Below are 21865 nucleotides of genomic sequence, written 5' to 3'. Positions count from 1 at the left end.
CTGGTTGACGAGTGCCGCGCAGGAAAGGTGACCCATGACCACCATCGAGGACCTCGCGCAGCGGTTCGATGCGGATCGACGACACCTGCGCTCGGTGGCGTTTCACTTGCTCGGATCCGCCGCCGACGCCGAGGACGCCGTGCAATCCGCCTGGCTCAAGGCCAGTCGCGCCGACGCGGACGGCGTCGAGAACCTGACTGGCTGGTTCACCACGATCACGGCCCGCGAGGCCATCGACCAGTTGCGCGCCCGCAATAGACGAGCCGAGCAACCGCTGGAGGACCTGGATCATCCGGCGGTGGCGCCCGCCGACGAGGACGTGCTGCTGGCCGAGTCGGTCAGCCGGGCGCTGCTGGTGGTCCTCGACCGCCTTTCGCCCGCGCAGCGAGTTGCGTTCGTCTTGCACGACGTGTTCGCCGTGCCGTTCGAGATCATCGGCGAGCTGCTGGATCGCTCGCCGGACGCCGCCAAGAAGCTGGCCAGCCGGGCCCGCGCGCGACTGCACGCGGCACCGTCCGACCAACCCACCCCGACGGCCGAGCACCTGTCGATCGTCGAGGCGTTCCTGGCGGCCTCACGGGGCGGTGACATCGCCACCCTGCTGCATCTGCTGTCTCCCGACGTGGTGCGCCGGGTCGACCGCGTCTTGGTTCCCGACGACGTGCCCACCGAAGTCCGCGGCGCCCGCCAGGTCGCCGAGGAAACCCGGCGGTTCACCGGGCGCGCCGCGGCGGGTGCCGTCCTGCTCGTCGACGGAGCACCCGGCATTGCGATCGCCCCGGGCGGACGGCTGCAGGCGCTGCTGCTCATCGCGATCGAGAGCGGCCGCATTCACGCCATCGACATCATCGGCGACCGCGATCGGCTGCGCGCCGCTGTCCTTGCACTGCCAGAATCAAAGCGCCATGGTCGCTAAGCCGTTCGGACGACGGACACTGCTGCGTGGCGCCGGTGTGCTCGGTGCGGCGCTGGCGCCGTGGCCGCAGGGCTGCGCTCCCGACGACGACGCGCTGACGTTCTTCTTCGCCGCCAATCCGGAAGAGGCCGACGCCCGGATGCGTATCGTCGACGCGTTCGAACGTCGGCACCCCGACATCAAGGTGCGCACGCTGTTGTCGGGACCGGATCCCATGCAGCAGATGTCGACGTTTTGCGCCGGCGGCAAGTGCCCGGATTTGCTGATGGCGTGGGAATTCAGCTACGCCGGGCTGGCCGACCGGGGAGTGCTGCTAGACCTCAACACCATGCTGGCCCGCGACCCGGCCTTCGCCGCCGAACTCAAACGGGACAGCATCGGTGCGCTGTACGAGACCTTCACGTTCGACGGCGGCCAGTACGCTTTCCCGGAACAGTGGTCGGGAAACTTCTTGTACTACAACAAGAAACACGTCGCCGAGGCCGGCGTGCCGAAGCCGCCGGGGCGATGGGACCGGCCATGGAGTTTCGCCGAGTTCCTCGACACGGCCAAGGCACTCACCCAGCGCGACCGGTCGGGGAGAGTGACCCGGTGGGGTTTCGTGGACACCTGGGTGGCCTCCTACTCGGCCGGGCTGTTCGGGATGAACAACGGTGTGCCGTGGTCGGATCCGCGGATGAACCCCTCGCACCTCAACTTCGACAACAACGCGTTCCTCGACGGTGTGCAGTTCTACGCCGACCTGTCCACCAAGCACAAGGTCGCGCCCACCGCATCGGAGACACAGTCGATGTCGACCATGGACCTGTTCTCCTCCGGCAAGGCGGCGATGGCACTGGGCGGCCACTGGCGCTACCAGACGTTCGACCGGGCCGAGGGGCTGGATTTCGACGTCACCGTGTTGCCCACCGGCCCACGCGGTCACGGCGCCAAGTCCAACATCGGTACCACCGGCCTCGCCATCGCGGCGAGCAGCGGTCGCAAGCAGCAGGCCTGGGAATTCGTGAAGTTCGCCGCAGGCCCCGTCGGGCAGGCGATCATCGGCGAAACCAGCCTTTTCGTACCGGTGCTGCGCTCGGCGATCAACTCCGCCGGATTCGCCGATGCGCATCGCCGGATCGGCAACCTCGCGGTGCTGACCGGCGGACCCGCGCACTCCGAGGGTCTGCCGGTCAGCCCGGCGTGGGAAAAGATCAACGCGTTGATGGACCGCAATTTCGGGCCGGTGCTGCGGGGCAGCCGGCCGGCCAGGTCGTTGGCAAGTGGGTTGTCACGTGAGGTCGACGAGGTGCTGCGCAATCCATGACAGCAATCGACTCGCGGCGACGTGCTTGGGCCGGGCGACTGTTCGTCGCCCCGAACCTGATCGCGGTTGCGGTGTTCATGCTGTTCCCGCTCGGCTTTTCGCTTTTCATGAGCTTCCAGAACTGGGACCTGTTCACCGCGCCGAAGTTCGTCGGGCCGGCGAACTTTCGGCACCTTTTCACCGCCGACCCGCTGTTTCTGATCGCGGTGCGCAATACGGTGATCTTCACGATCGGAACCATCGTGCCGACCGTCCTGATCAGCCTGGCCGTCGCCGGCCTGCTGAACCGGAAAGTCAAGGGCATCGGCATCTTTCGGACTGTGGTCTTCTTGCCGCTGGCCATGTCGTCGGTGGTGATGGCCGTCGTCTGGCAGTTCGTGTTCAACACCGACAACGGCCTGCTCAACATCATGCTCGGTTGGGTCGGGGTGGGGCCGGTCCCGTGGCTCATCGACCCGCACTGGGCCATGGTGTCGCTCTGTGTGGTCAGCGTGTGGAAAAGCGTGCCCTTCGCGACGGTCATCCTCTTGGCGGCAATGCAGGGGATTCCCGAAACCGTCTACGAGGCAGCCAGAATCGACGGCGCCCGGGAGGTCCGGCAGTTCTTCTCGATCACGGTGCCCCTGATCCGGGGTGCCTTGTCGTTTGTGGTGGTCATCTCGATCATCAACGCATTCCAGGCCTTTGACCTCGTCTATGTGCTCACCGGCCGTAACGGCGGGCCGGAGACCGGAACCTACGTGTTGGGCATCATGCTGTTCCAGCACGCGTTCGCATTCTTGGAGTTCGGTTACGCGTCGGCGCTGGCGTGGGTGATGTTCGCCATCCTGCTGGTGTTGACGGTCTTACAGCTGCGGTTCGCGCGTCGGCGTTCGTGGGAGGGCTGATCGTGCCGGTGTCGAGACCCAACGTCGTGCGTGCGGCCGCGCTGTATGCCGCGCTGATCGGTGTCGCATGGTGTGCACTGTTCCCGATCCTGTGGGCGGTGTCCGGCTCGCTGAAGCGCGAGGGCGAGGTCAGTGAGGCGACGCTGTTCCCGTCGCACCCGCGGTGGTCGAACTACCGGGAAGTCTTTGTCCTGATGCCGTTTTGGCGAATGTTTTTCAACACGGTGCTCTACGCCGGGTGTGTGACGGCCGGGCAGGTGTTCTTCTGCTCGCTGGCCGGATACGCGTTTGCGCGGCTGCAATTCCGCGGCCGCGACACAGTGTTCGTGCTCTACCTGGGCACGCTGATGGTGCCGCTGACCGTGACCGTGATCCCGCAGTTCATCCTGATGCGACTTGCCGGCTGGGTGGACACACCGTGGGCGATGATCGTGCCGGGGTTGTTCGGCACGGCGTTCGGCACCTATCTGATGCGGCAGTTTTTCCGAACGCTGCCAACCGATCTCGAGGAGGCTGCGATTCTCGACGGCTGCACGCCGTGGCAGATCTACTGGCGGATCGTGTTGCCGCACGCTCGGCCGGCGGTCATGGTGCTGGCGGTGCTCACTTGGGTCAATGTGTGGAACGACTTCCTGTGGCCGTTGCTGATGCTCCAGCGCAAGAGCATCGCGACGCTGACGCTGGGCCTGGTGCGGATGCAGGGCGAATACGTCGCGCGGTGGCCGGTGCTGATGGCCGCGTCGATGCTCATCCTGCTGCCGCTGATCATCGTCTACGCGGTGGCCCAACGTGCCTTCGTCCGCGGCATCGCGTTGACCGGGTTCGGCGGCTGACCAATGGCGTCGGTGACCTTCGAGCAGGCGACGCGCCGCTATCCCGGCACGCAGCGGCCGGCGCTGGACCACCTCGACCTTGCCGTCGACGACGGCGAGTTCGTCGTGCTGGTCGGGCCGTCCGGATGCGGCAAGACGACGTCGCTGCGGATGATCGCCGGCTTGGAAACCGTTGACTCCGGGCGTATCCGCATCGGCGACCGCGACGTCACCGACGACGATCCCAAGGACCGCGACGTCGCGATGGTCTTTCAGAACTACGCGCTCTACCCGCACATGACCGTCGCGCAGAACATGGGTTTCGCGTTGAAGATCGCCCGAACCCCGAAGGGCGAGATCCGCGAGCGCGTGCTGGACGCGGCGCGGCTGCTCGACCTGGAGCCCTACCTCGACCGCAAGCCCAAAGATCTCTCCGGCGGACAACGCCAACGGGTGGCAATGGGCCGCGCGATCGTGCGCCGGCCGCTGGTCTTCCTGATGGACGAACCGCTGTCCAACCTCGACGCGAAGCTGCGGGTCCAAACCCGCAACCAGATCGCCGGACTGCAGCGCCGATTGGGCACCACCACCGTGTACGTGACACACGACCAGGTCGAGGCCATGACGATGGGCGACCGGGTCGCGGTCTTGCGCGACGGCGTGCTGCAGCAATACGCGCCGCCGCGGGAGCTCTACCGCAACCCGGTCAACGTGTTCGTCGCGGAGTTCATCGGCTCGCCGGCGATGAACCTGTTCACCTTGCCGGTGACCGATCAGGCGGTGTCCCTGGGTGATTGGCTGATCCCGCTGTCGCGGGAGATCACTGCGGACCAAGTGACGGTCGGCATTCGGCCCGAGCATCTCGAGGTGGGCGGGCTCGGCGTCGAGATGGAGGTCGACGTCGTCGAGGAGCTCGGCGCCGACGCGTACCTCTACGGGCGGGTCGCGGAAACCGAGCATCCGGTGATCGCCCGCGCCGACGGCCACAACCCACCGCCGCGCGGCAGCCGGGTACGACTGCGCCCCCAGCCCGATCATCTGCATTTCTTCGGCGCCGACGGCCGCCGGATCTAGCTTGCCAGGCCGGCCAGCTGCATGCTCGTGTCCCACAGGTCGGCCGCTTTGGCGCGGTCGTAGGACTCGGCCGAGGAGCGGGTCTCCCGCTTGCCCGAAAAGTACCGGCCTGACGTGTTTTCCAGAGCGGGATCGGTGACCAGCCGGGCCAGCGCCCGGCCGGATTGGGCCGGCGTATGCACGTTGATGCCCGGCACCACCGTCAGTGCCGGGAGTAGGTAGCGCCACGCGAATGCCTGGATTCCCGAATAGTCACGGGCCAGCCCGGTCCCCGGCATCAGGCCCGGGTCGAATGCGTTGACCGTCACAGATGCGGGACCCAGTTCACCTGCGGCTAACCGGCGGTCGAGCTCGTAGGCGTTCAGCACATTGCACAGCTTCGACGTGGTGTATCGGCGGCGGCCGACCAGGGCGGCGTCGGTGCCGTCCGCTGCGGGATAGGCCACCGAACGCGCGTCGACATAGTGCGGCGCGGGCATGCCGGTGTGCCGAGCGGGGTCGTGAGTATCACTGGCCACCAGCACAATCCGTCCCGGCGTGGTCATTGCCGGCAGGAGTAAGTGGATCAGCAGAAACTGGGCCAGGTGGTTGACGACGAACGTCGTCTCCATCCCGTCGGGAGTACGGCTGTCGCCGGACACGAGTTGGATGCCTGCGTTGCAGACGATCGCGCGAAGCGGCATGCGACGACCGGTCAGCTCGGTGGCGAATCGACGCACGTCGTCAAGCGACGTCAAATCCAGTGGCAAGCCGGTCACGTCGCTGCCGGTGTCGCGTGCGAGGTCCTCCGCCGCTTTCCCGGTTGCGGCCGCTTTTCGGCCGGTGATGACCACCGACCAGCCCTGCTGGGCAAGCAGTTTCGCGGTGCGATAACCCAGGCTGCCGGTGCCGCCGGTGATCAGGACAGAGTTGTGTGCACTCATGATGTCGACCCCTTTCGCGTGGCGCGGTCGATGGCGGCGGGTGCGAGCGCGCGGATCGCCGTAAAGAGGTCGGCATACATCTGCTGCAGGTCGGTGGTCTCCGGCTCGAGCTGCAAGGCAAAAAAGCAGCCGTCGGAGAACGCGACGGCGAAGTGGGCGAGATCGTCGGCGGCAAGGTGTGCCGTGCTGGCGTCGCACAGCGGCGTCAGCACATGCTCGATTGCCGACCGGAAATAGGCCAGGGCGTGGCCGCGGACCCGCTGCACGGTCTCGGCGGCCCCCTGGTCGTGTTGGCCCTCGATGGCCAGCGTGTAGAACAGCCGCAAGAAGTCCGGGTTGGCGGCGACGGCGTCTGCTCCTTGAGTTTGCAGCGCCTCGGCGTGCTGCTCCGCCGGCCCGTCAAAGTCCTCCCAGCGGGGCAGCGCGGCAAACCACCGGTCGGCGCCGCGTTCCATCACCGAGGCCAGCAGCCCGTCTTTGCTGCCGAAGTGCCAATACAACGACGTCACCGGCACACCAGCGGCCTTGCAGATAGCCGAAACCGGTGTTGCCGCATAGCCTTTCTCGGCCATGAGACGCTCGGCGGCGTCGAGCAGTTGGTCTCGCGATCCCGTATCTTGCCGAGCACGGGTCACTTCCCTAGTGTAGCGAGCGCTACATACAGCGTCAAGGCTCAGAACACGGTGACAACGTGACGATCGCCCAGCGGACTCTGCAGCGGCACGTCAAGGGTGCCGAACACCGCGATCATCGGGCACATGCGTCCGACCGCCTGCGGCAATGTGCCGCTGCGCAACTCGACCGCGACGGTCTCGGCGGTTTCGGACACGGTCCACGCCGGACATCACTACGGGCGGCTGCGCATCACTGCGGGCCCCCGCGGCCAGCGACCGTCGCCAAGCCCGCAGAGTTTCTGGCCGAACGTGTGGCGACTTCCACCCCGGAACTCAAAAATGCCTCGCGAGCGGCAGCGATGACCGATTGATCGGCGGTCATCGGCCTCATAGCGAACCCTCGTCGGAGAGTGATCTTGAGTCGGCAGCAAACCGCCGACGACTGTGATGGTACCCGCAGGTACCACACGTTGGTAGCTGTCCGGCTGGACCCACCGATGCGCGAGGAGACGTTGAAGGCTGACTATCCCGGTACCACTGCGATGGTAACCTAATGGTATGCGTACTACCATAGACAAGGCCGGGCGCTTGGTGATCCCGAAGTCGCTCCGCGAGCAATCGGGAATCACCTCCGGTGAAGTCGAGATATCCCTCGACGGGGCTGCTATCCGCATCGAAAGCGTGGCAGCCGAAGACCTTGTCGAAGAAGACGGGATTCTATTGCTGCCCGGTGGCGGACCAGAGCTCGATGCCGACGCGATCAGGGAGTTGAGGCTTGCCGACCAGCGCTGAACATGTCCTGGTCGACACCAGCGCGGCGCTTGCGCTGGCGCAGCGCGAGAATCCATTTCACCTCGCCGCCAAGGCCAGGCTCCTCGGCTGCCACCGTGGAATGTCGGGGCATGCCGCGGCGGAGTTGCTGTCGGTACTCACGCGACTGCCGCCGCCACACCGCCTCACTCCTGTAGCAGCACTTCGCTTAGAGGAGAACAATTTTCCGGAGTCTCGCTTCCTGTCTGCGACAGATACAAAGCACGTATTACGGGAGATTGCCGAAGCGGGCTTGGCCGGCGGCGCGGTTTACGACGGTCTCGTCGGCGCGGCTGCCCGCAAGCACCAGTTGCCGCTCGTGACCTGCGATCGACGGGCCGAACCCACGTATCGTGTGCTTGGGGTCAATTACGAAGTGCTATCTCCGATTTCGAGATGAACCGCACATCCCATTGTTGGACGGCAATGAGTGCTGCTCGGCTCCGGACGAATAGCACTGCGCCCCAGGCGATTGTGTCACAGTGCGGCCCTACACACGGAAAGGCGCCGGCGTGGGCGGAGGCCGCCTCGTCGTCGCCTTATCAACTGAGCGGTCGACCTGATGCCCCGCATCGGACTCAAACCTCCAGCTTTTAGTGCAGCGACGAGCATGCTGGTCGCACTGGCCGACGCGGACGAACGCATGAAGTGGTGATTGTGGAGCCGCCCGAGTGGGTAGTCGTCGTAAGAGCCACGTCCAGCTTGGGGTCTGGACGCTTCTGATGGGAGGGTTCGATGAGGATGTTCGTTCGTCGCGCGGTCTGCGCCGCCGCGGTGGCATTAGCGCCCATGACGTACGTGGCAGCAGTGTCGCCCGGCGTGGGCTCGGCTCAACCCCCTGATTGCGGCCCGGGCAATTGGTGGAATCCGGGAGCCAACGCCTGCCAGCCTGTGACGCCGCCGCCGCCTCCTGACTGCGGCCCCGGCAACTGGTGGAACCCGGGAGCCAATGCCTGCCAGCCGGTAGCGCCCCCGCCGCCGCAGTAGCGAGACTGGGTCGGCAGCGACGGGCGGGTCGACGAATAGCACTGCGCTTCAGGCGTTTCGGTCACAGTGCCGAATTGCCTTGGGCCAGGCGGGAAAAGCGGGATCGCGCGTAAAGCCGACCCGAGCCCTCCCAGGGGAGAGGTGAGGGATCACGGGAATGGGTCGACGGGTGCGCTGAAAATAGCTCGCACGGCGGCTTCATCGCCTTGGATGTCGACGAGCCCGAGCACGTCGTCGAGTGAGAGCAGGCCTGTCGCCAGCCCGAGAATTATTTGTGCGTCAGCGGTTAGAACCGCGTCTAGTTGTCGATCATCGTGCGGGCTCGCCTCGATGCCTGAGCGCGTCGCCCGCATCTGAACAACTCGACGGTCGGCATCGCCGTTCACGGTTATCCCAACGGTCGCGGGCCGGTGTGCAGGCACTCTGCCGCGGAACAGGGCGGGCAACGCGACCAGGAGGCCGTCGGCGCGGAAGCTATCGCCTTCGGGCCCTCGGATCATGAGCGGCGTGGACCAGCGGATCAGGCCCTCGATCGGCTCGCGTAGTTGGGCGCCCCAGGTGGTGAGCGCGTAGGTGATTGCCCTGCTGCCTTCGGCCAGGCGCCGTTCGATCACTCCGGCGGCTTCCAGATCGCGCAGCCGATCGGCGAGCAGGTTGGTGGCGATGCCGGGGAGCCCATCAAGTAGCTCCTGGTAGCGGGCCGGAGCAATGAGGAGCTGGCGCACGATCAGCAGATTCCACCGATCGCCCACAACCTCGAGCGCGCGCGCCAGTCCGCAGTACTGGCCGTAGCTTCGGGCCACTAAGTGCTCCTTGACATTTTCAAGTTGACTTGAGTATACCAAGTAGACCGGACGTGAGGGAGTGGCCATGCTCGAGGAGTTCGTCGCCGCGATCCGTGACTGGCACACAAAGCCACCTGCCGGCAAGTGTCCGCGCGGCAAACTCAGGGAGGCTTAGTGGCCTACGACACCGACTTGGCTGCTCGTATCCGGGAGCAGCTGGCCAACACCCCAGAGGTGCATGAACAGGCCATGTTCGGAGGATTGGCCTTCCTAGTCGCCGGCAAGCTAGCGGTCGCGGCCAGTGGTCAAGGCGGACTCCTGGTGCGGGTTGATCCGGCACGTGTCGACCGATTGCTGGCAACCGGCACCGCACAGCCCATGCAGATGAAGGGACGCTCCGTCCGGGGATGGCTGCGCGTCGACGGTGACCACCTGCGCACCCAGCGTCAGCTCGCGAGGTGGATCGGCATCGGAATCACGAGTGCCGAACGCATTCCGCCGCGGAGCCGTCATGCGTCGTAGCGCGGGAATTCTGGTTGCGGTGTACGTGGCGGTGCTCGCGATCAACCTCGACGTCACGATCGTCAACGTTGCGCTGCCCAGCATCGCCACCGAGCTCGGCGCGGACACGCGCGGACTGCAGTGGGTCGTCGATGGCTACAACCTCACGTTCGCAGCGCTGGTACTCGCCGCGGGAAGTATCTCGGACCGCTACGGACGACGGCCGGCCCTGCTGGTCGGATTGCTCGGATTCGCTGTGACCAGCGCGGCGGGGGCCATGGCTCACAACACCGGCGCACTGGTCGCGGCGCGTTTCAGCATGGGGGCGTTCGCCGCGCTGATTTTCCCCACGACGCTGTCGATCATCACCAACGCCTTCCCCGACCGCCGCCAGCGCGCGGCAGCACTCGGGGGATGGGGTGCGGTTGTCGGGGTCGGTGTCGCATCCGGACCGGTCAGCGGCGGACTACTCCTCGAACACTTCTACTGGGGCAGCGTGTTCTGGGCTCTGGTGCCGGTCGCTCTCGTGGCTTCGGTTCTCGGCTTCTTCCTGGTCCCTGAGTCACGCGATCCTTCGGTGCCCGCGTTGGACATCCGCGGCCTGGTGGCTTCGATCGCGCTGCTCGGCGTGCTCGTCTACACGATTATCGAGGCCCCCGAACGCGGCTGGCGCAGCAACGCGACGCTCATCGGGTTCGTTATCGCTCTCGGTCTGGCCGTGGCATTCGTGGCGGTGGAGCGCGCAGCTGAACACCCAATGCTCGATGTGCGGCTGTTCACCGATCGACGATTCAGCGCCGCCAGCGGAGCGGTGACGGTCACCTTCTTTGCACTAGCCGGGTTCATCTTCCTGATCACCCAGTACTTCCAGGTGCTCCGCGAGTTCAGCCCATTTTCAACCGGAGCCCGTATCCTGCCGGTCGCACTGTCGATCGCGGTCGGCTCGCTAGTCGGCGGACTGCTCGCTACTCGCGTGGGCACCCGCGCGGTGGTGGTCGCCGGGCTCGTCTCGTTCGGCACGGCGATGGCGTGGATCGCCGGCAGCGTCGCGGCCGACACGCCCTACTGGACAACGATCGTCATGCAGATGCTGTTGATGGGCCTGGGCATGGGGCTAATCGCCACTCCGGCAACGGAATCCATCATGCTCGTACTCCCGCCTTCTCGAGCGGGAGTCGGCTCGGCGGTCAACGATGCCACCCGCGAGTTGGGCTCGACGATGGGTGTGGCCGTCGTCGGCTCGGTGTTCTCATCGATTTTTGGCGCCCGTCTCGTCGACACCGCCTTCGCGGCAACCGGGAAGGCCGCCGAGGCTGCCGATTCGGTCCCGGTCGCGTTCAGTATCGCGGCCCGCCATCCGGAGCTGCTCGCCGCTGCGCAGGACTCGTTCCTGTCCGGCCTAGCAGTGGCCTGCACGATGGTCGCGGCTCTGTGTTACGCAGCGGCGGCCGCAGGCATGGTGGCGCTGCCCGGCCGACGGTTCCAGCCTCCGTTTTCGACATCGGCAGAAAAATTGGAATCAGCGGGCACGGCCTAAACACGATCGTCGCGTGGGCTGGGTCATCGGGAAAGCCATTGCTGTCGTTGGCGATCCGGTCTGAACCCGGAAGTACTAGCTATGACGACCAAATCGTCTTTGCTGTCGAAATGGCGCGGGGAAGCGGATTCGTCACCGTGACGAATTGTCGCCAGACAGGGCCCCCGCTTCCACTCGCCGGTTTCGCCAAGGAGGTCGTAGTCGCTGGCTCGAGGCGGACAAACCTCGCGCGCGTTATATGTAATCACTGTAACGCCACTCGAGTCGGGAGCGGATGACCTGTGGCGCTGTGGTGCACCGGGTTACCGAGGAGCAAGAATCGGCGGCGTGGGAGTGGTTCCGAACGCATGATGAGCGGATGTACTCCTATGTGGATGCAACGAGGTTTCGTGTCCCGCGCGATCGCCGCCTGCGCAAGGCGTTAGCGTTCGACCAAGTTTTTGCCGCGGCCGGCTTCGTGGAAGTCCTGTCCGTTTTCATCGGAGGTGAGGCACGTGACTACTTCTGAGCTGCGGTGCCTCAGGTCGAGTGAAAACCTCGCTCTGGTTCGATCGTCGTAGTTTTCATTTGACCTGAGGCATCTGGACTTGGGGTTTCGAGACCACGAAACCTGCCCGGTGTGGCGATGTGGCGATCGTCGCCGGATGGGTCGTCGTTTCGTTATCCGGCGGTCGGTGGCCGCTGGATTACTGTGATGCGTGGCCCCGGCCGGGAAGCGGAGCTGTCGGTGCCGCGTCCGGCCGACGTCGCCAGCGGCAGTCCGCCGAGCATGCCTGCTGGTTCAGCGGGGGCGACCGTCGGTGCCGCGCCCAGCTTGAGGCCCGGCAGTACCGGGGCGGCGGAGCTGGTGGTGTGGGCTGCGCTGGCCCAGCTTTGCGGCACCGACAAGGCGCCGAGCGCGCCCGCTCGGCCCATGCCCGCCGACACTGCCGCACCACCGCCCGCGCTAGCGAGATCGGTTAGGCCCCGTGGCACCGGTGCGCTTGTCGCCGAACTGAGCCCGCCCACCAGGGCCGATCCCGACGCTGTGTTGCTGGCGGCGGCGCCCGGCATCAAAGACTTGAGCTGATTGGCGTTCGATAGCAGCGCACTGGATATCCAGCCGGCCGAGCTTGTCATCGATAAGGCCGGACTCAACGAGCTCAGGGCGGAGTTCAGCGACGACAGCGACGATGTGGCCGACGTCGACGACAGCGGTGATGCGAACCCTTGCAGGGCGGTGGGCAGCGCCGACATCGCCTGTGACAAGGCGGCTTGTGTGTTTGTCGCGGCGGATGTGCCGGTCGCTTGGGCGAGCGCGGCGGCTTGCCCGGCTAGCGCGCCCGGACTGGTGGTCTGCTGCGGTGGGGTGAACGGTGTCAGTGTCGCCGCGGCCGCGGAGTTCGCCGCATAGCCATACATGGCGGCGGCGTCTTGGGCCCACATTTCGGCGTAGTGGGCCTCGGTGGCCGCGATCGCCGGGGTGTTCTGGCCCAAAACGTTGGTGGCGATCAGCGACATCAACAGGGCACGGTTGGCCGCGACCAGTGGTGGGGGCACCGTCATCGATAACGCCGCCTCATAGGCGGCTGCTGCGGTGCGGGCTTGGTGCGCGGTTTGCTCGGCGTGGGTGGCGGTGGTTGTCAGCCACGTCACATGGGGCGCTGCCGCGGCCGCCATCGCCGCCGAGGCCTGGCCTAGCCATGGCCCGGTGGTGAGCCCGGTGACGACGGAGTGGTAGGAGACCGCCGCCGAATACAGTTCGTCGGCCAGCTGATCCCAGGCGGTCGCTGCGGCCAGCGTCGGCCCCGCCCCGGGCCCGGCATAGATTCTGGCTGAGTTGATTTCCGGTGGTAGCGCGCCGAAATCCATTTCTTCACCTCATAAATTGGTTAGCCGGCGGTGAGAGTGTTGGCGGCCTCGGTGGCCGCATACGAACTGCCGCTGGTGCGCAGGGTGATCGCGAAGAGTTCATGAATCGATGCGCGGATGGTCTGATACCACTGGGCGTGCGCACTGAACTGCGCAGCCGTTAGCGCCGACACCTCATCGGCCGCAGCGGGAATCACCCCGGTGGTGGTCACGGCCGCCGTCGCATTCGATGCATTCAGTGCCGAACCGATAGTCCGCACGTCGGCTGCCGCCGCCGTTAACGCCTCAGGCTGTGTGCTCACAAACGACATGGCTTTCTCCTCACTGCTGGTGACTGGGCTTGTGGTTTGGCGAAAGACCCCACGTTGATCTCGGGGGGTGCGGGGTTGAGCCGGTGCAGGGCGACTGCAGCGCTGACACCGACGAAAGTCAATGCGGCCCAGAGCAGTTCGCCGACACCGAGGCGGTGTGTGGCACCGAATAGCGATCCGGTGGCCAGGTTGCCGAGGAGGATTCCGGCGCCGACGATCGTGTTGTAGAACCCGTAATGGGTGGCCACGAGCCGGCCGCCGGCCAGGGCGACCACGGTGTCCATCTCAAAGGGGAACACCGCCGCCGAGCCGAGCGCGAGCAGGGCCGCCGATAGCAGTAGGGCGCCCACCGCGGCGGCAGCGCCGAGACGCTGGGTGTCGGGGACGATGATCAGCGGCACGAAGGATGCGGCCAGGATGATCATGCCGATGACCAGGCTGCGTCCCGAGGTCCAGCGGGTGGCGAACCAGCGGGTGATGCGCAGCTGTCCGGCGACCGCGACCAGACCTGATACCGCGAATAGTGCTGCTACGAGCCAGGTTTGGGAGCGTGGCGCCAGCATCGAGGCTTGCAGCGGCAGCGCGAGGTAGACCTGGAAGGTCAACACGTAGGAGCCGATCATGGCGGCGGCGAACAGCAGAAACGATCGGTTGCCGACGACGACCCGCCAGTCCTGCAGTATCGACGGTCTGGCTGCCGGCGTCGTCGGGTCGGTGCGGTGCTGGGGCAATGCGAACAGCTGCGCAACTGTGAGCGCGGCGAAGATAATCGCGGCCGCTGTGGCGGTGATCCGAAAGTCGATGGCGACCAAGGCGACTCCGAGCAGCGGGCCGAGCAGGATTCCGGCCTGGTAGAACATGTTGAACACGGCGAAGGCGTCCACGCGGCGATCGCCGGCGTCGGCGGCCAGATAGGCGCGCACCGCCGGGTTGAACAAGGCGCCCGCGAATCCGGTGGCCGCTGCGGCGATCAACACGGCCGGCAAGGATTGGGCGACGACCAGCAGGGCGAACCCGCCGGTGCGCAGCAGGCAGCCGGCCACGATCAGCGGCTTGTAGCCGATGCGGTCGGCCAGCGTGCCGCCGATGATGAACAGGCCCTGTTGGGAGAAGTTGCGCACCCCGAGCACCAGCCCGACCGCCCAGGCCGCGAGCCCCAGCGGGCCGGCCAGGTAGCCGGCCAAATAGGGCATCAGCATGTAGAAGCCGACGTTGATGCCGAACTGGTTGAGCATCAGCATCCGGCTGGGTGGGTCAAAGCTGCGGAATCGCGCGATAAACCCCATCACCACAACGCTTTCGCCGGGTTGATGACGGTGGTGGTTCGGGTCCAGGCGGTCACCACCTGTTGGTTGGGGTGGGTGATGACCGCGGGTTGCGGCGGTGGCTCACGATCGAGCAGACCGTGCTGGCAGCAGTAGTCGTCGTTGTAGATGGTGTCGAAGTAGCGTTGCGGCCCGTCGGGGAAGACCGCGGCAATCGTGGTGTCTTTGGAGAAAGTTCGTGCGGCCCAGCCGGCGACCAGGGCGACCGCGCCCACGCTCCAGCCGCCGCTGGCGTGGTGGGTGGCGGCCAGGGCGCGGGCGGCCCAGACGGCCTCGGCGGGGGCGATCCAGTGCAGCTCGTCGAACGCGTCGTAATCGATGTTGCCGGGGTAGATGCTCGATCCCAGGCCGCGCATCAGCCGGCTGGCGGCGGGTTGGCCGAAGATGGTCGAGCCGATGGTGTCCACCCCGATGAGCCGCATCGCCGGGTTGAATTGGCGCAGTACGCGTGCCACCCCGGCCGAGTGGCCGCCGGTGCCCACCGAGCACACCAGCACATCGACGCCGCCGAGCTGGTCGATGAGCTCCAAGGCCAGCGACTGGTAGCCGGCGACGTTGTCGGGGTTGTTGTACTGGTCGGGATTCCAGGCGTCGGGATCTTCGGCCAGCAGTTGGGCGACCCGGTCCTTGCGGGCCTGCTGCCAGCCGCCGACCGGATGCGGTTCGGTAACCAGATCCACCTCGGCGCCGTAGGCGGCCAGCAGCCGCTGGATGATCGGCTCCATGCCGGTGTCGGTGACCACCGTGACCGGATGCCCGTAGGCCATACCGGCCAGCGCCAGCCCTAATCCCAGACTGCCGCTGGTGGATTCGACGATCCGGGCGCCGGGGCGCAACCCACCGCGGGCCCGGGCCATCTCCACCATGTGCATGGCGGGGCGATCTTTCATGCTGCCGCCGGGGTTGAAGCCTTCGAGCTTGGCCCAAAAACCCCGGTCGGGCGGCGTCAGCGGGGCCGAAATCCGCAAAACTGGGGTGTGGCCCACCAATGCGCCGGGACGGCGATAGGCGCCGGCCGCGGGTCCGCAGCGGCGCGGCTTGAGTGTCTTTAGCGTGTGGATCGGGTGGACACGATGAGCAAGGGACACAACGTGAGTCATGGGAATTGTCGCTTCCGCGGCGGGCCGCGAACAGAGCAGCGGCCGTTGACAAGGGTCAGCGATCACCGGCCGTTGTGGCAGGCACAACGACCTGACGCTGACCAGTCAGCGACGTGCCAGGCAGAACCGCGTCAACAGATCGTGACCGGTAACAACACTCGCCGGTGCTCGGGGCGGGCCCCGCCCAGCCGAAACCATAAGCGGCGCCGCCCATCCCATAACGGCGACCACCGCGACAACCGCTCCCAGCGTCGCCAACGCGGTCGCTGACCGCGGCAACACCGCGGTCGCGAACTGTTCCGGGCAAGCGTGCGAGGAACCGTCGCCAAGATAGGCGTGATCAGCGTGGACGGCGAGCTGCTCACTGGCCGACACCAACACCGGCTGCCCCACCTGACCCGGACGTGATGCCATGTGGTGCAATCCGCACAGGCCCAGCGTGAGCACCCACACCACGGCCGCGGCTACCCCCACCCGCAGAACCAAACGCCGCTGGGACGATCCGCCGACCTGGTTGAGCCTCACGGTGCCTCGACTCCATCAGCACTGCCCGGCACCGCGGCCCCCACAACCGTGTGGCGCCGCGCCGTTACCGACCCGCGAGCACTCACCGCATCGACCGCTTCATCCAGGTCGAAGCGCGTAACGCGGATGGGCCGGAAACGCTTCACAACCCGACAATAAACCCACATACCCGATACCCGCAAGGGGTATAAACCTGCTTTCGGTCGATCTAGAGCATGGCGACGAGCATGATTGCCATGGCGACATCCATGACAGTTTGCGGAAAGACACCGATCCGGATCGATGCTGGGAGTTTGGCTGCGGCGAGGCTGGGCGCCCGCAGTGTCGCGGCGGCGACAACCTGGACGAGCGCATCGGCGATCAACAGCACGATCAGCGCCCACGCCAGGGCAGGCAACGGTAGCTGCGGGTGATCCATTCCGGCCATTGCCGGCATCGATTCTGACCCGAACGTCATATAGAGCATCGCCGCCGCCACCACGAGGTGGTAGCCGGCCGCGGCGATGTGGTCGGTGCGACGATCGGCTGGCCGCTGTGCTCGCCGCTGAACGACACGAGCCACCAACAGTACGGCAAAACACCCCACGGCGCCGGTGAAGATACTGCGCCATGCGCCCACTGGGATAGGTGCTCGCGGCGCGGCGAACATGACGAGCATGCCGGTGAGCATCACGGCGTGACCGGCATCGGATTCACAATCGGTTGCGTAGAAGCCCGTCGTCTGCTGCACGGATCTGCGCCAGCCGAGTCGAACGAGGCTGATTCCCAACGCGATCGCGGTCACGACGACCAGGCTCCAGCGCACCACGGGCGGGAACTCGTGAAACATTCGCGCGTATCGCTACCGGCCGCTTATGCCTGGCCGGCGTTCACACGTGCAGCCGAACCGGGCTCATCCAACGTGTTCAGGATTGCCGCCTTGGCGCTGGCGTATCCATGTGCGGCGCTGTTGTTGCCGGCGCCGACTCGTATCCCGCTGCTAGCACGAAAAATCCGCTCTCCCTTATCGATTCATCGCAATGGCGTGCGGGCCGCCCTTATGGCCCGTCAGCCGCTCCTGCAGCACCGGCCCCGGGTGGGCACGGCCTGTTGAGAGCCGGCCCGGCCGGCATAGCGTGCCGACAGCTTCCTCGGCGTTCACGCTGACAGCCGCCATGGGCCGGTCGCCGGCTGCGAACACCACTGTGTGGCCTTGAGATTGGGTAACGTGGGCGCGCCGTGTCACCGATGACGAAATCGTCTGGCGATGAACGGTGGCACGGCGCGTCTGCACCCCACGCTCAGGCGATCGCGGGCTTTAGCACCCGGGCGGCGGCATGGCTAGTTGCGCAACTTGCTACTAGCTGGCGGGGACGAGTTCCTCGCCGCACGTGCACCGATACGGCTGATCGGCCCCAGGGCAGTGGCATTCGGTCTCGATGCGAACCCGGCATCCACAACCCTCGTGGGTACAGGTCAAAACGGTGCCTGTCTCGTTTGCCATTGATTTCACCTCTCATCGTGTGGTGGGGCCCCGTCACGGGACCCAGCCAGTGGGTAGTTCACTTTCGGGTTGCCGCCACGATGGGCAACCACATTGCCAACATATACCCCCTACGGGTAGGTAGTAAACCCTCGGACGGGGACTGAGGTGAACGCTGCCGCCGCGCTGCCGGCACCGCAGAGCCCGCGCCTTCCTCCGATGAGAGTGGTGTGGGCCTTCGACACGTCACGTCAAGCATCGATTGGCCAGCGCTCTGTTGCGCTACCAGTAGGTGGTCAGGAGCGAACAAGTCGCGCGATGGCGGCTGAGGCTTCGGCGATTTTGGCGTCGGCCTCGTCGCCATCGGAGATCGCGCGGCTCACGCAGTGGCCCAGGTGTTCGTCGAGCAGGTTCAGCGCCACCGCCCGCAGAGCACTGTTGACCGCGCTGATCTGGGTGAGGACGTCGATGCAGTACTTGTCTTCGTCGATCATTTTCGCGATGCCACGCACTTGGCCTTCGATGCGGCGCAGTCGCTTGGCGTAGTTGTCCTTCTGCGCCGAATAGCCCTGTTCGGTTGCCATCTAGCCTCCTAGCATCCCGGTGATCGGTTTGATCCGGGCGCGATCCGAGGCGACGATGGCCATCGCCACCTCGGTGTTGACGTGGTCGCTGATCGCGATCGCACCTGCCACTGCAGCGCTTACACAGGGCGGCTGCTGCGCGGCGGCGCCGATAGTGGACCTCATGCGCCCAGCCTACCTGCCGATACCCCGGTCAGGTATGCCCATGACGACCGCCCGGCCGTCGCTGGCCCCGCCCCGGTCGTCGGCCGGTGCTTTGGTAGTCGGCAAGAACGATGTTTGACCTATACCCCCAAGGGGTATAGGTTGGGGCGTTGGCGAAGGCGCTACGAAAGGCAGGTGACGGCGATGGAGGCAATCGGCCGCGCGCTGGCGCTGGCGGGTTCGATGACCTGGGAGATCCTGTGGGCGCTGATTGTCGGGTTCGCGCTGTCGGCGCTGGTGCAGGCGGTGGTGCGCCGCTCGACGATCGTGGGGCTGATGGGTGATGACCGGCCCCGCACCCTGGCCGCCGCGACGGCGCTGGGTGCCGCCTCGTCGTCGTGTTCGTATGCCGCGGTGGCGCTGGCCCGATCGCTGTTCCGCAAAGGCGCCAACTTCACCGCCGCCATGGCCTTCGAGATCGGTTCGACCAACCTGGTGGTCGAGTTGGGCATCATCATGGCGCTGCTGATGGGCTGGCAGTTCACCGCCGCCGAATTCGTCGGTGGCCCACTGATGATCGTGGTGCTGGCCGTGCTGTTTCGGCTGTTTGTGCGGTCCCGGCTCATCGACGCCGCCCGCGCGCAGGCCGAACGCGGCATCTCCGGCTCGATGGAAGGCCACGCCGCAATGGACATGTCGGTCCAACGCGAAGGCTCGTTTTGGCAGCGGCTGTTCTCACGGCAGGCTTTCACCTCGGTTTCGCATGTATTCGTCATGGAGTGGGCGGCGATCCTGCGTGACCTGGTGTTAGGTTTGTTGATCGCCGGGGCGATCGCCGCCTGGGTGCCCGAATCGTTCTGGCAGAACTTCTTTCTCACCGACCATCCGACGCTGTCAGCGCTATGGGGGCCGATCGTGGGGCCCATCGTGGCCATCGCGTCGTTCGTCTGCTCGATCGGCAACGTGCCACTGGCTGCGGTGTTGTGGAACGGCGGCATCAGCTTCGGCGGGGTCATCGCCTTCATCTTCGCCGACCTGCTGATCCTTCCGATCCTCAATATCTACCGCAAGTACTACGGCACCAAAATGATGCTGACCTTGCTCGGCACCTTCTACGCGGCGATGGTCGCCGCCGGATACCTGGTCGAAATACTGTTCGGCACAATCGGTCTGATCCCCGCCGAGCGCAACGCGACGGTGATGCATGCCGGAATCTCGTGGAACTACACCACCTGGCTCAATATCGTGTTCCTGGTGCTGGCCGCAGTGCTGGTGGCCCGCTTCATCGCCACCGGTGGCGTAGCGATGCTGCGGATGATGGGCGGCTCCCCCGACACCGAACACGACCACCACCACCACGACCACGACCACGCCACGAGGCCGCTGGGCGCCCACAGTCCGGCCGAGCACAACCACGACACGGCGCAGGAGGGCGGCAATGCGTGAACCGCCGGCTCGGGACCACTCTGGGATCACACGCAATGCGGGGTGAGAACCAACGTGACCCGTCATCGTTTGACCGCACCCAGCTGAGCCGGCGCGGGTTTGTGGCCGCCACAATCGCCGGCGGGCTGGCGCTGGCCGGGTGCGGGCGATCAGCCGATCGGAACCGAAACCTGCGCGCCGCCATCAACGCTGCCGAAGCCGCGCGACCACACAGCGGGCGCACCGTCACCGCGTCGGTGACACCGCAGCCCGCCACGATCGACCTCGGCGGCACCCTGGTGCGCACCCTGGCCTACGGCAATGCCATTCCGGGTCCGCTGATCCGCGCCAACGTCGGCGACGCACTCGCGATCACCGTCGCCAACCGGCTGGCCCACCCCACCTCGGTGCACTGGCACGGCATCGCGATCCGCAACGACATGGACGGTGCCGCACCCGCCACCCCCGACATCGAGGCCGGCCGCGAGTTCACCTACCGGTTCTCGCTACCCGACCCGGGCACCTACTGGGCGCATCCCCATGCCGGGCTTGACGCCGACCACGGCATGTATCTTCCGGTGATCGTCGACGACCCGAACGAGGCGGCGCGCTACGACGGCGAATGGATTGTCGTGCTCGACGACTGGACCGACGGTATCGGCAAAACCCCGCAACAGATCTACGAGGCGCTGCGCCGACCAACCACCACCATGCATGACATGCCCGGCATGGATGCGATGCCCGGCCGCAGCGCTGCGGGCGCCAGCGCCCTGCTCGGCGGGGACGCCGGTGATGTCAGCTACCCGTACTACCTGATCAACGGGCGAATCCCCAACGCGCCCAGCACTTACCGGGCTAAACCCGGTCAGCGGATCCGGATCCGGATCATCAACGCCGGCTCCGACACCGCCTTTCGGGTCGCGCTGGCCGCACACCGCATGACCGTCACCCACACCGACGGCTACCCGGTGCAACCCACCGACGTCGACGCGCTGCTGATCGGCATGGGCGAACGCTACGACGTGATCGTCACCGCCGGTGATGGGATCTTTCCCCTCGTGGCGCTCGCCGAAGGCAAAAACGCCCTTGGACGAGCCCTGCTAGCCACCGGTGCCGGCAGCCCGCCCGAGCCGGGGTTTCAGCCACCCGAACTGGGCGGCCGCGTAGGCACGGTCGACATTTTCACCGCCACACCGGCCGTCGATCTGGGAGCGGCCCACCCGAACACGGTCCTTAACGTTGATCTTGGCGGCTCGATGAGCACCTACGTGTGGACCATCAACGGCCGGCCCTACCCCGATAACTCGCCGCTTGCCATCCAAGAAGGCCAACGGGCAACGCTGGCGTTCACCAACAACGGGCCCGGGATGTGGCACCCGATGCACCTGCACGGCCACACCTTCCAACTGATCAAGCCCGACGGCAGCCGGGGCGCACGCAAAGACACCATCAACGTGTTGCCCAAGCAGAAACTGCGCGTCGAGCTCATCGCCGACAATCCCGGCATATGGATGTTGCACTGCCACAACACCTATCACAAAGAAGCCGGCATGATGACCAGCCTCAACTACACCACCTGACGATCAACCCGACTGCTGGTGGCGGCCACGACATCAACCCGCTCTGCTGCTCTGGAGGCTGATTGGATCATCAGCTGTGAGCTCGACGCCTGACAACGGAGGCGTTCCTCGTGTCGCAACGAGCCGCTGGTAATTGACCCATTCCTGCAGAGGTTGGGGATCGGCGTGGAATTGGCCCATCCGATGATTAATCTGCCTCAGGAGGTAGCCTCGATTTTGCATGGAAATTGGCGTGGGCTCGGTCTGATATCGAATTGTGTTGCGGGCTAGTGATTTTGGTGTGGGGGCGTGGTTGGTGTGTCCCGTGTCGCCGGGTGGGGCGGGGTTTTCCAGGGCCAGTGGGTCTTTCGTGATCGGCGGTCAGATTGGGTTGTTGGTTATCCGAAGGCGGTGCGGATGGCCTGCC

25 protein-coding genes and 1 pseudogene are annotated in these 21865 nt (G+C 66.0%); 12 read left to right on the top strand and 14 right to left on the bottom strand.

What is annotated here, in order from left to right; translation table 11 throughout:
- Window positions 1-34 precede the first annotated feature (34 nt).
- The 5 genes from AWC14_RS06780 to AWC14_RS06760 are packed head-to-tail and all read left to right on the top strand — an operon-like array spanning window position 35 to window position 4995.
- Window positions 35-916, top strand: coding sequence for a sigma-70 family RNA polymerase sigma factor (locus AWC14_RS06780; RefSeq protein ID WP_045378475.1), 882 nt, complete (start codon window positions 35-37; stop codon window positions 914-916).
- Window positions 906-2222, top strand: a complete 1317-nt coding sequence (locus AWC14_RS06775; protein WP_045378472.1) for an ABC transporter substrate-binding protein — start codon at window positions 906-908, stop codon at window positions 2220-2222. The genes AWC14_RS06780 and AWC14_RS06775 overlap by 11 nt, the downstream gene beginning before the upstream one ends.
- The gene (locus tag AWC14_RS06770; protein WP_045378469.1) at window positions 2219-3109 is read left to right on the top strand and encodes a carbohydrate ABC transporter permease; all 891 of its coding nucleotides are present in this window, start codon (window positions 2219-2221) and stop codon (window positions 3107-3109) included. The genes AWC14_RS06775 and AWC14_RS06770 overlap by 4 nt, the downstream gene beginning before the upstream one ends.
- Window positions 3110-3111: 2 nt before the next feature.
- Window positions 3112-3942: a carbohydrate ABC transporter permease gene (locus AWC14_RS06765; protein WP_237761601.1), complete on the top strand. Its 831-nt coding sequence runs from the start codon at window positions 3112-3114 to the stop codon at window positions 3940-3942.
- Between the two features lie 3 nt (window positions 3943-3945).
- The gene (locus tag AWC14_RS06760; RefSeq protein WP_045378466.1) at window positions 3946-4995 is read left to right on the top strand and encodes an ABC transporter ATP-binding protein; all 1050 of its coding nucleotides are present in this window, start codon (window positions 3946-3948) and stop codon (window positions 4993-4995) included.
- On the opposite strand, the gene AWC14_RS06755 is transcribed toward AWC14_RS06760, so the two are convergent.
- Genes AWC14_RS06755 through AWC14_RS28575 form a run of 3 tightly spaced genes read right to left on the bottom strand, consistent with a single transcriptional unit; the run spans window position 4992 to window position 6747 of the window.
- The gene (locus AWC14_RS06755) at window positions 4992-5918 is read right to left on the bottom strand and encodes an SDR family NAD(P)-dependent oxidoreductase (protein ID WP_045378463.1); all 927 of its coding nucleotides are present in this window, start codon (window positions 5916-5918) and stop codon (window positions 4992-4994) included. The genes AWC14_RS06760 and AWC14_RS06755 overlap by 4 nt on opposite strands.
- Window positions 5915-6553, bottom strand: coding sequence for a TetR/AcrR family transcriptional regulator (locus tag AWC14_RS06750; RefSeq protein ID WP_045378460.1), 639 nt, complete (start codon window positions 6551-6553; stop codon window positions 5915-5917). The genes AWC14_RS06755 and AWC14_RS06750 overlap by 4 nt, the downstream gene beginning before the upstream one ends.
- A gap of 38 nt (window positions 6554-6591) precedes the next feature.
- The gene (locus AWC14_RS28575) at window positions 6592-6747 is read right to left on the bottom strand and encodes a hypothetical protein (RefSeq protein ID WP_156419143.1); all 156 of its coding nucleotides are present in this window, start codon (window positions 6745-6747) and stop codon (window positions 6592-6594) included.
- A 343-nt stretch (window positions 6748-7090) separates the two neighbouring features.
- Between AWC14_RS28575 and AWC14_RS06745 the strand changes: the two genes are divergently transcribed.
- Together AWC14_RS06745 and AWC14_RS06740 are read left to right on the top strand one after the other, a co-directional pair.
- Window positions 7091-7324 (top strand): AbrB/MazE/SpoVT family DNA-binding domain-containing protein, encoded by a 234-nt coding sequence (locus AWC14_RS06745; RefSeq protein ID WP_142281585.1) that lies wholly within the window; start codon window positions 7091-7093, stop codon window positions 7322-7324.
- A complete protein-coding gene (locus AWC14_RS06740; RefSeq protein ID WP_081968121.1) occupies window positions 7308-7742 on the top strand; it encodes a type II toxin-antitoxin system VapC family toxin in 435 nt (144 codons plus the stop codon). The genes AWC14_RS06745 and AWC14_RS06740 overlap by 17 nt, the downstream gene beginning before the upstream one ends.
- Before the next feature lie 430 nt (window positions 7743-8172).
- On the opposite strand, the gene AWC14_RS29135 is transcribed toward AWC14_RS06740, so the two are convergent.
- Both AWC14_RS29135 and AWC14_RS06730 read right to left on the bottom strand, forming a co-directional pair.
- Window positions 8173-8394, bottom strand: coding sequence for a hypothetical protein (locus tag AWC14_RS29135; RefSeq protein WP_142281584.1), 222 nt, complete (start codon window positions 8392-8394; stop codon window positions 8173-8175).
- Between the two features lie 84 nt (window positions 8395-8478).
- Window positions 8479-9132 carry a winged helix-turn-helix transcriptional regulator gene (locus tag AWC14_RS06730; RefSeq protein ID WP_045378452.1) on the bottom strand — a complete coding sequence of 218 codons (654 nt, stop codon included), beginning with the start codon at window positions 9130-9132 and terminating at the stop codon, window positions 8479-8481.
- Window positions 9133-9288: 156 nt separating this feature from the next.
- On the opposite strand from AWC14_RS06730, the gene AWC14_RS06725 reads away from it, so the two are divergent.
- From AWC14_RS06725 to AWC14_RS28570, 3 genes are all read left to right on the top strand, one after another.
- On the top strand, window positions 9289-9636 hold the full coding sequence (locus AWC14_RS06725) for a TfoX/Sxy family protein (protein WP_045378449.1): 348 nt from the start codon (window positions 9289-9291) through the stop codon (window positions 9634-9636).
- Entirely contained in the window at window positions 9626-11152 is a 1527-nt protein-coding gene (locus tag AWC14_RS06720; protein WP_057003130.1) for an MFS transporter, read from the top strand. The genes AWC14_RS06725 and AWC14_RS06720 overlap by 11 nt, the downstream gene beginning before the upstream one ends.
- A gap of 358 nt (window positions 11153-11510) precedes the next feature.
- The gene (locus tag AWC14_RS28570) at window positions 11511-11660 is read left to right on the top strand and encodes a PIN domain-containing protein (protein ID WP_156419144.1); all 150 of its coding nucleotides are present in this window, start codon (window positions 11511-11513) and stop codon (window positions 11658-11660) included.
- 152 nt (window positions 11661-11812) lie between these two features.
- Here the strand turns inward: AWC14_RS28570 and AWC14_RS06710 are convergent, their stop codons facing one another.
- The 9 genes from AWC14_RS06710 to AWC14_RS28565 form a co-directional block, all read right to left on the bottom strand.
- A complete protein-coding gene (locus AWC14_RS06710; protein WP_045378446.1) occupies window positions 11813-13003 on the bottom strand; it encodes a PPE family protein in 1191 nt (396 codons plus the stop codon).
- A 20-nt stretch (window positions 13004-13023) separates the two neighbouring features.
- Window positions 13024-13314, bottom strand: coding sequence for a PE family protein (locus tag AWC14_RS06705; protein ID WP_045378442.1), 291 nt, complete (start codon window positions 13312-13314; stop codon window positions 13024-13026).
- Complete coding sequence (locus AWC14_RS06700) at window positions 13302-14600, bottom strand: MFS transporter (protein ID WP_082632482.1); 1299 nt, start codon at window positions 14598-14600, stop codon at window positions 13302-13304. Before AWC14_RS06700 ends, AWC14_RS06705 begins: the two co-directional genes overlap by 13 nt.
- Window positions 14600-15739, bottom strand: a complete 1140-nt coding sequence (locus AWC14_RS06695; protein ID WP_045385079.1) for a PLP-dependent cysteine synthase family protein — start codon at window positions 15737-15739, stop codon at window positions 14600-14602. The genes AWC14_RS06700 and AWC14_RS06695 overlap by 1 nt, the downstream gene beginning before the upstream one ends.
- 105 nt (window positions 15740-15844) lie before the next feature.
- Window positions 15845-16213 carry a putative copper homeostasis (lipo)protein LpqS gene (gene lpqS, locus AWC14_RS30305; RefSeq protein WP_487246464.1) on the bottom strand — a complete coding sequence of 123 codons (369 nt, stop codon included), beginning with the start codon at window positions 16211-16213 and terminating at the stop codon, window positions 15845-15847.
- A gap of 259 nt (window positions 16214-16472) precedes the next feature.
- A complete protein-coding gene (locus tag AWC14_RS06685; protein WP_045385076.1) occupies window positions 16473-17093 on the bottom strand; it encodes a DUF5134 domain-containing protein in 621 nt (206 codons plus the stop codon).
- Window positions 17094-17603: 510 nt separating this feature from the next.
- Window positions 17604-17747 carry a copper-binding metallothionein MymT gene (gene mymT, locus AWC14_RS29465; protein WP_081968367.1) on the bottom strand — a complete coding sequence of 48 codons (144 nt, stop codon included), beginning with the start codon at window positions 17745-17747 and terminating at the stop codon, window positions 17604-17606.
- A 275-nt stretch (window positions 17748-18022) separates the two neighbouring features.
- Window positions 18023-18310, bottom strand: a complete 288-nt coding sequence (ricR, locus tag AWC14_RS06675; protein WP_045385073.1) for a copper-sensing transcriptional repressor RicR — start codon at window positions 18308-18310, stop codon at window positions 18023-18025.
- Window positions 18311-18475, bottom strand: a complete 165-nt coding sequence (locus tag AWC14_RS28565; protein ID WP_156419145.1) for a hypothetical protein — start codon at window positions 18473-18475, stop codon at window positions 18311-18313. It lies immediately after the preceding gene.
- A 183-nt stretch (window positions 18476-18658) separates the two neighbouring features.
- On the opposite strand from AWC14_RS28565, the pseudogene AWC14_RS06670 reads away from it, so the two are divergent.
- Window positions 18659-19825: pseudogene (locus AWC14_RS06670) on the top strand (permease); the annotation flags it as partial.
- A gap of 110 nt (window positions 19826-19935) precedes the next feature.
- Window positions 19936-21459 (top strand): multicopper oxidase family protein, encoded by a 1524-nt coding sequence (locus tag AWC14_RS06665; RefSeq protein WP_045385071.1) that lies wholly within the window; start codon window positions 19936-19938, stop codon window positions 21457-21459.
- The last annotated feature ends 406 nt before the right edge of the window (window positions 21460-21865 follow it).

This window comes from Mycobacterium kyorinense (assembly GCF_002101735.1).
Taxonomy (GTDB): domain Bacteria; phylum Actinomycetota; class Actinomycetes; order Mycobacteriales; family Mycobacteriaceae; genus Mycobacterium; species Mycobacterium kyorinense.
This window is presented reverse-complemented; position numbering and strand designations above follow the sequence as displayed.

Coding starts and splice junctions, on each gene's coding strand:
- AWC14_RS06780 (WP_045378475.1), top strand. CDS start 35: ATGACCACCATCGAGGACCTCGCGCAGCGGTTCGATGCGGATCGACGA.
- AWC14_RS06775 (WP_045378472.1), top strand. CDS start 906: ATGGTCGCTAAGCCGTTCGGACGACGGACACTGCTGCGTGGCGCCGGT.
- AWC14_RS06770 (WP_045378469.1), top strand. CDS start 2,219: ATGACAGCAATCGACTCGCGGCGACGTGCTTGGGCCGGGCGACTGTTC.
- AWC14_RS06760 (WP_045378466.1), top strand. CDS start 3,946: ATGGCGTCGGTGACCTTCGAGCAGGCGACGCGCCGCTATCCCGGCACG.
- AWC14_RS06755 (WP_045378463.1), bottom strand. CDS start 5,918: ATGAGTGCACACAACTCTGTCCTGATCACCGGCGGCACCGGCAGCCTG.
- AWC14_RS06745 (WP_142281585.1), top strand. CDS start 7,091: ATGCGTACTACCATAGACAAGGCCGGGCGCTTGGTGATCCCGAAGTCG.
- AWC14_RS06720 (WP_057003130.1), top strand. CDS start 9,626: ATGCGTCGTAGCGCGGGAATTCTGGTTGCGGTGTACGTGGCGGTGCTC.
- AWC14_RS28570 (WP_156419144.1), top strand. CDS start 11,511: ATGTACTCCTATGTGGATGCAACGAGGTTTCGTGTCCCGCGCGATCGC.
- AWC14_RS06710 (WP_045378446.1), bottom strand. CDS start 13,003: ATGGATTTCGGCGCGCTACCACCGGAAATCAACTCAGCCAGAATCTAT.
- AWC14_RS06705 (WP_045378442.1), bottom strand. CDS start 13,314: ATGTCGTTTGTGAGCACACAGCCTGAGGCGTTAACGGCGGCGGCAGCC.
- AWC14_RS06700 (WP_082632482.1), bottom strand. CDS start 14,600: ATGGGGTTTATCGCGCGATTCCGCAGCTTTGACCCACCCAGCCGGATG.
- AWC14_RS06695 (WP_045385079.1), bottom strand. CDS start 15,739: ATGACTCACGTTGTGTCCCTTGCTCATCGTGTCCACCCGATCCACACG.
- AWC14_RS06685 (WP_045385076.1), bottom strand. CDS start 17,093: ATGTTTCACGAGTTCCCGCCCGTGGTGCGCTGGAGCCTGGTCGTCGTG.
- mymT (WP_081968367.1), bottom strand. CDS start 17,747: ATGGCAAACGAGACAGGCACCGTTTTGACCTGTACCCACGAGGGTTGT.
- ricR (WP_045385073.1), bottom strand. CDS start 18,310: ATGGCAACCGAACAGGGCTATTCGGCGCAGAAGGACAACTACGCCAAG.
- AWC14_RS28565 (WP_156419145.1), bottom strand. CDS start 18,475: ATGAGGTCCACTATCGGCGCCGCCGCGCAGCAGCCGCCCTGTGTAAGC.
- AWC14_RS06665 (WP_045385071.1), top strand. CDS start 19,936: ATGCGGGGTGAGAACCAACGTGACCCGTCATCGTTTGACCGCACCCAG.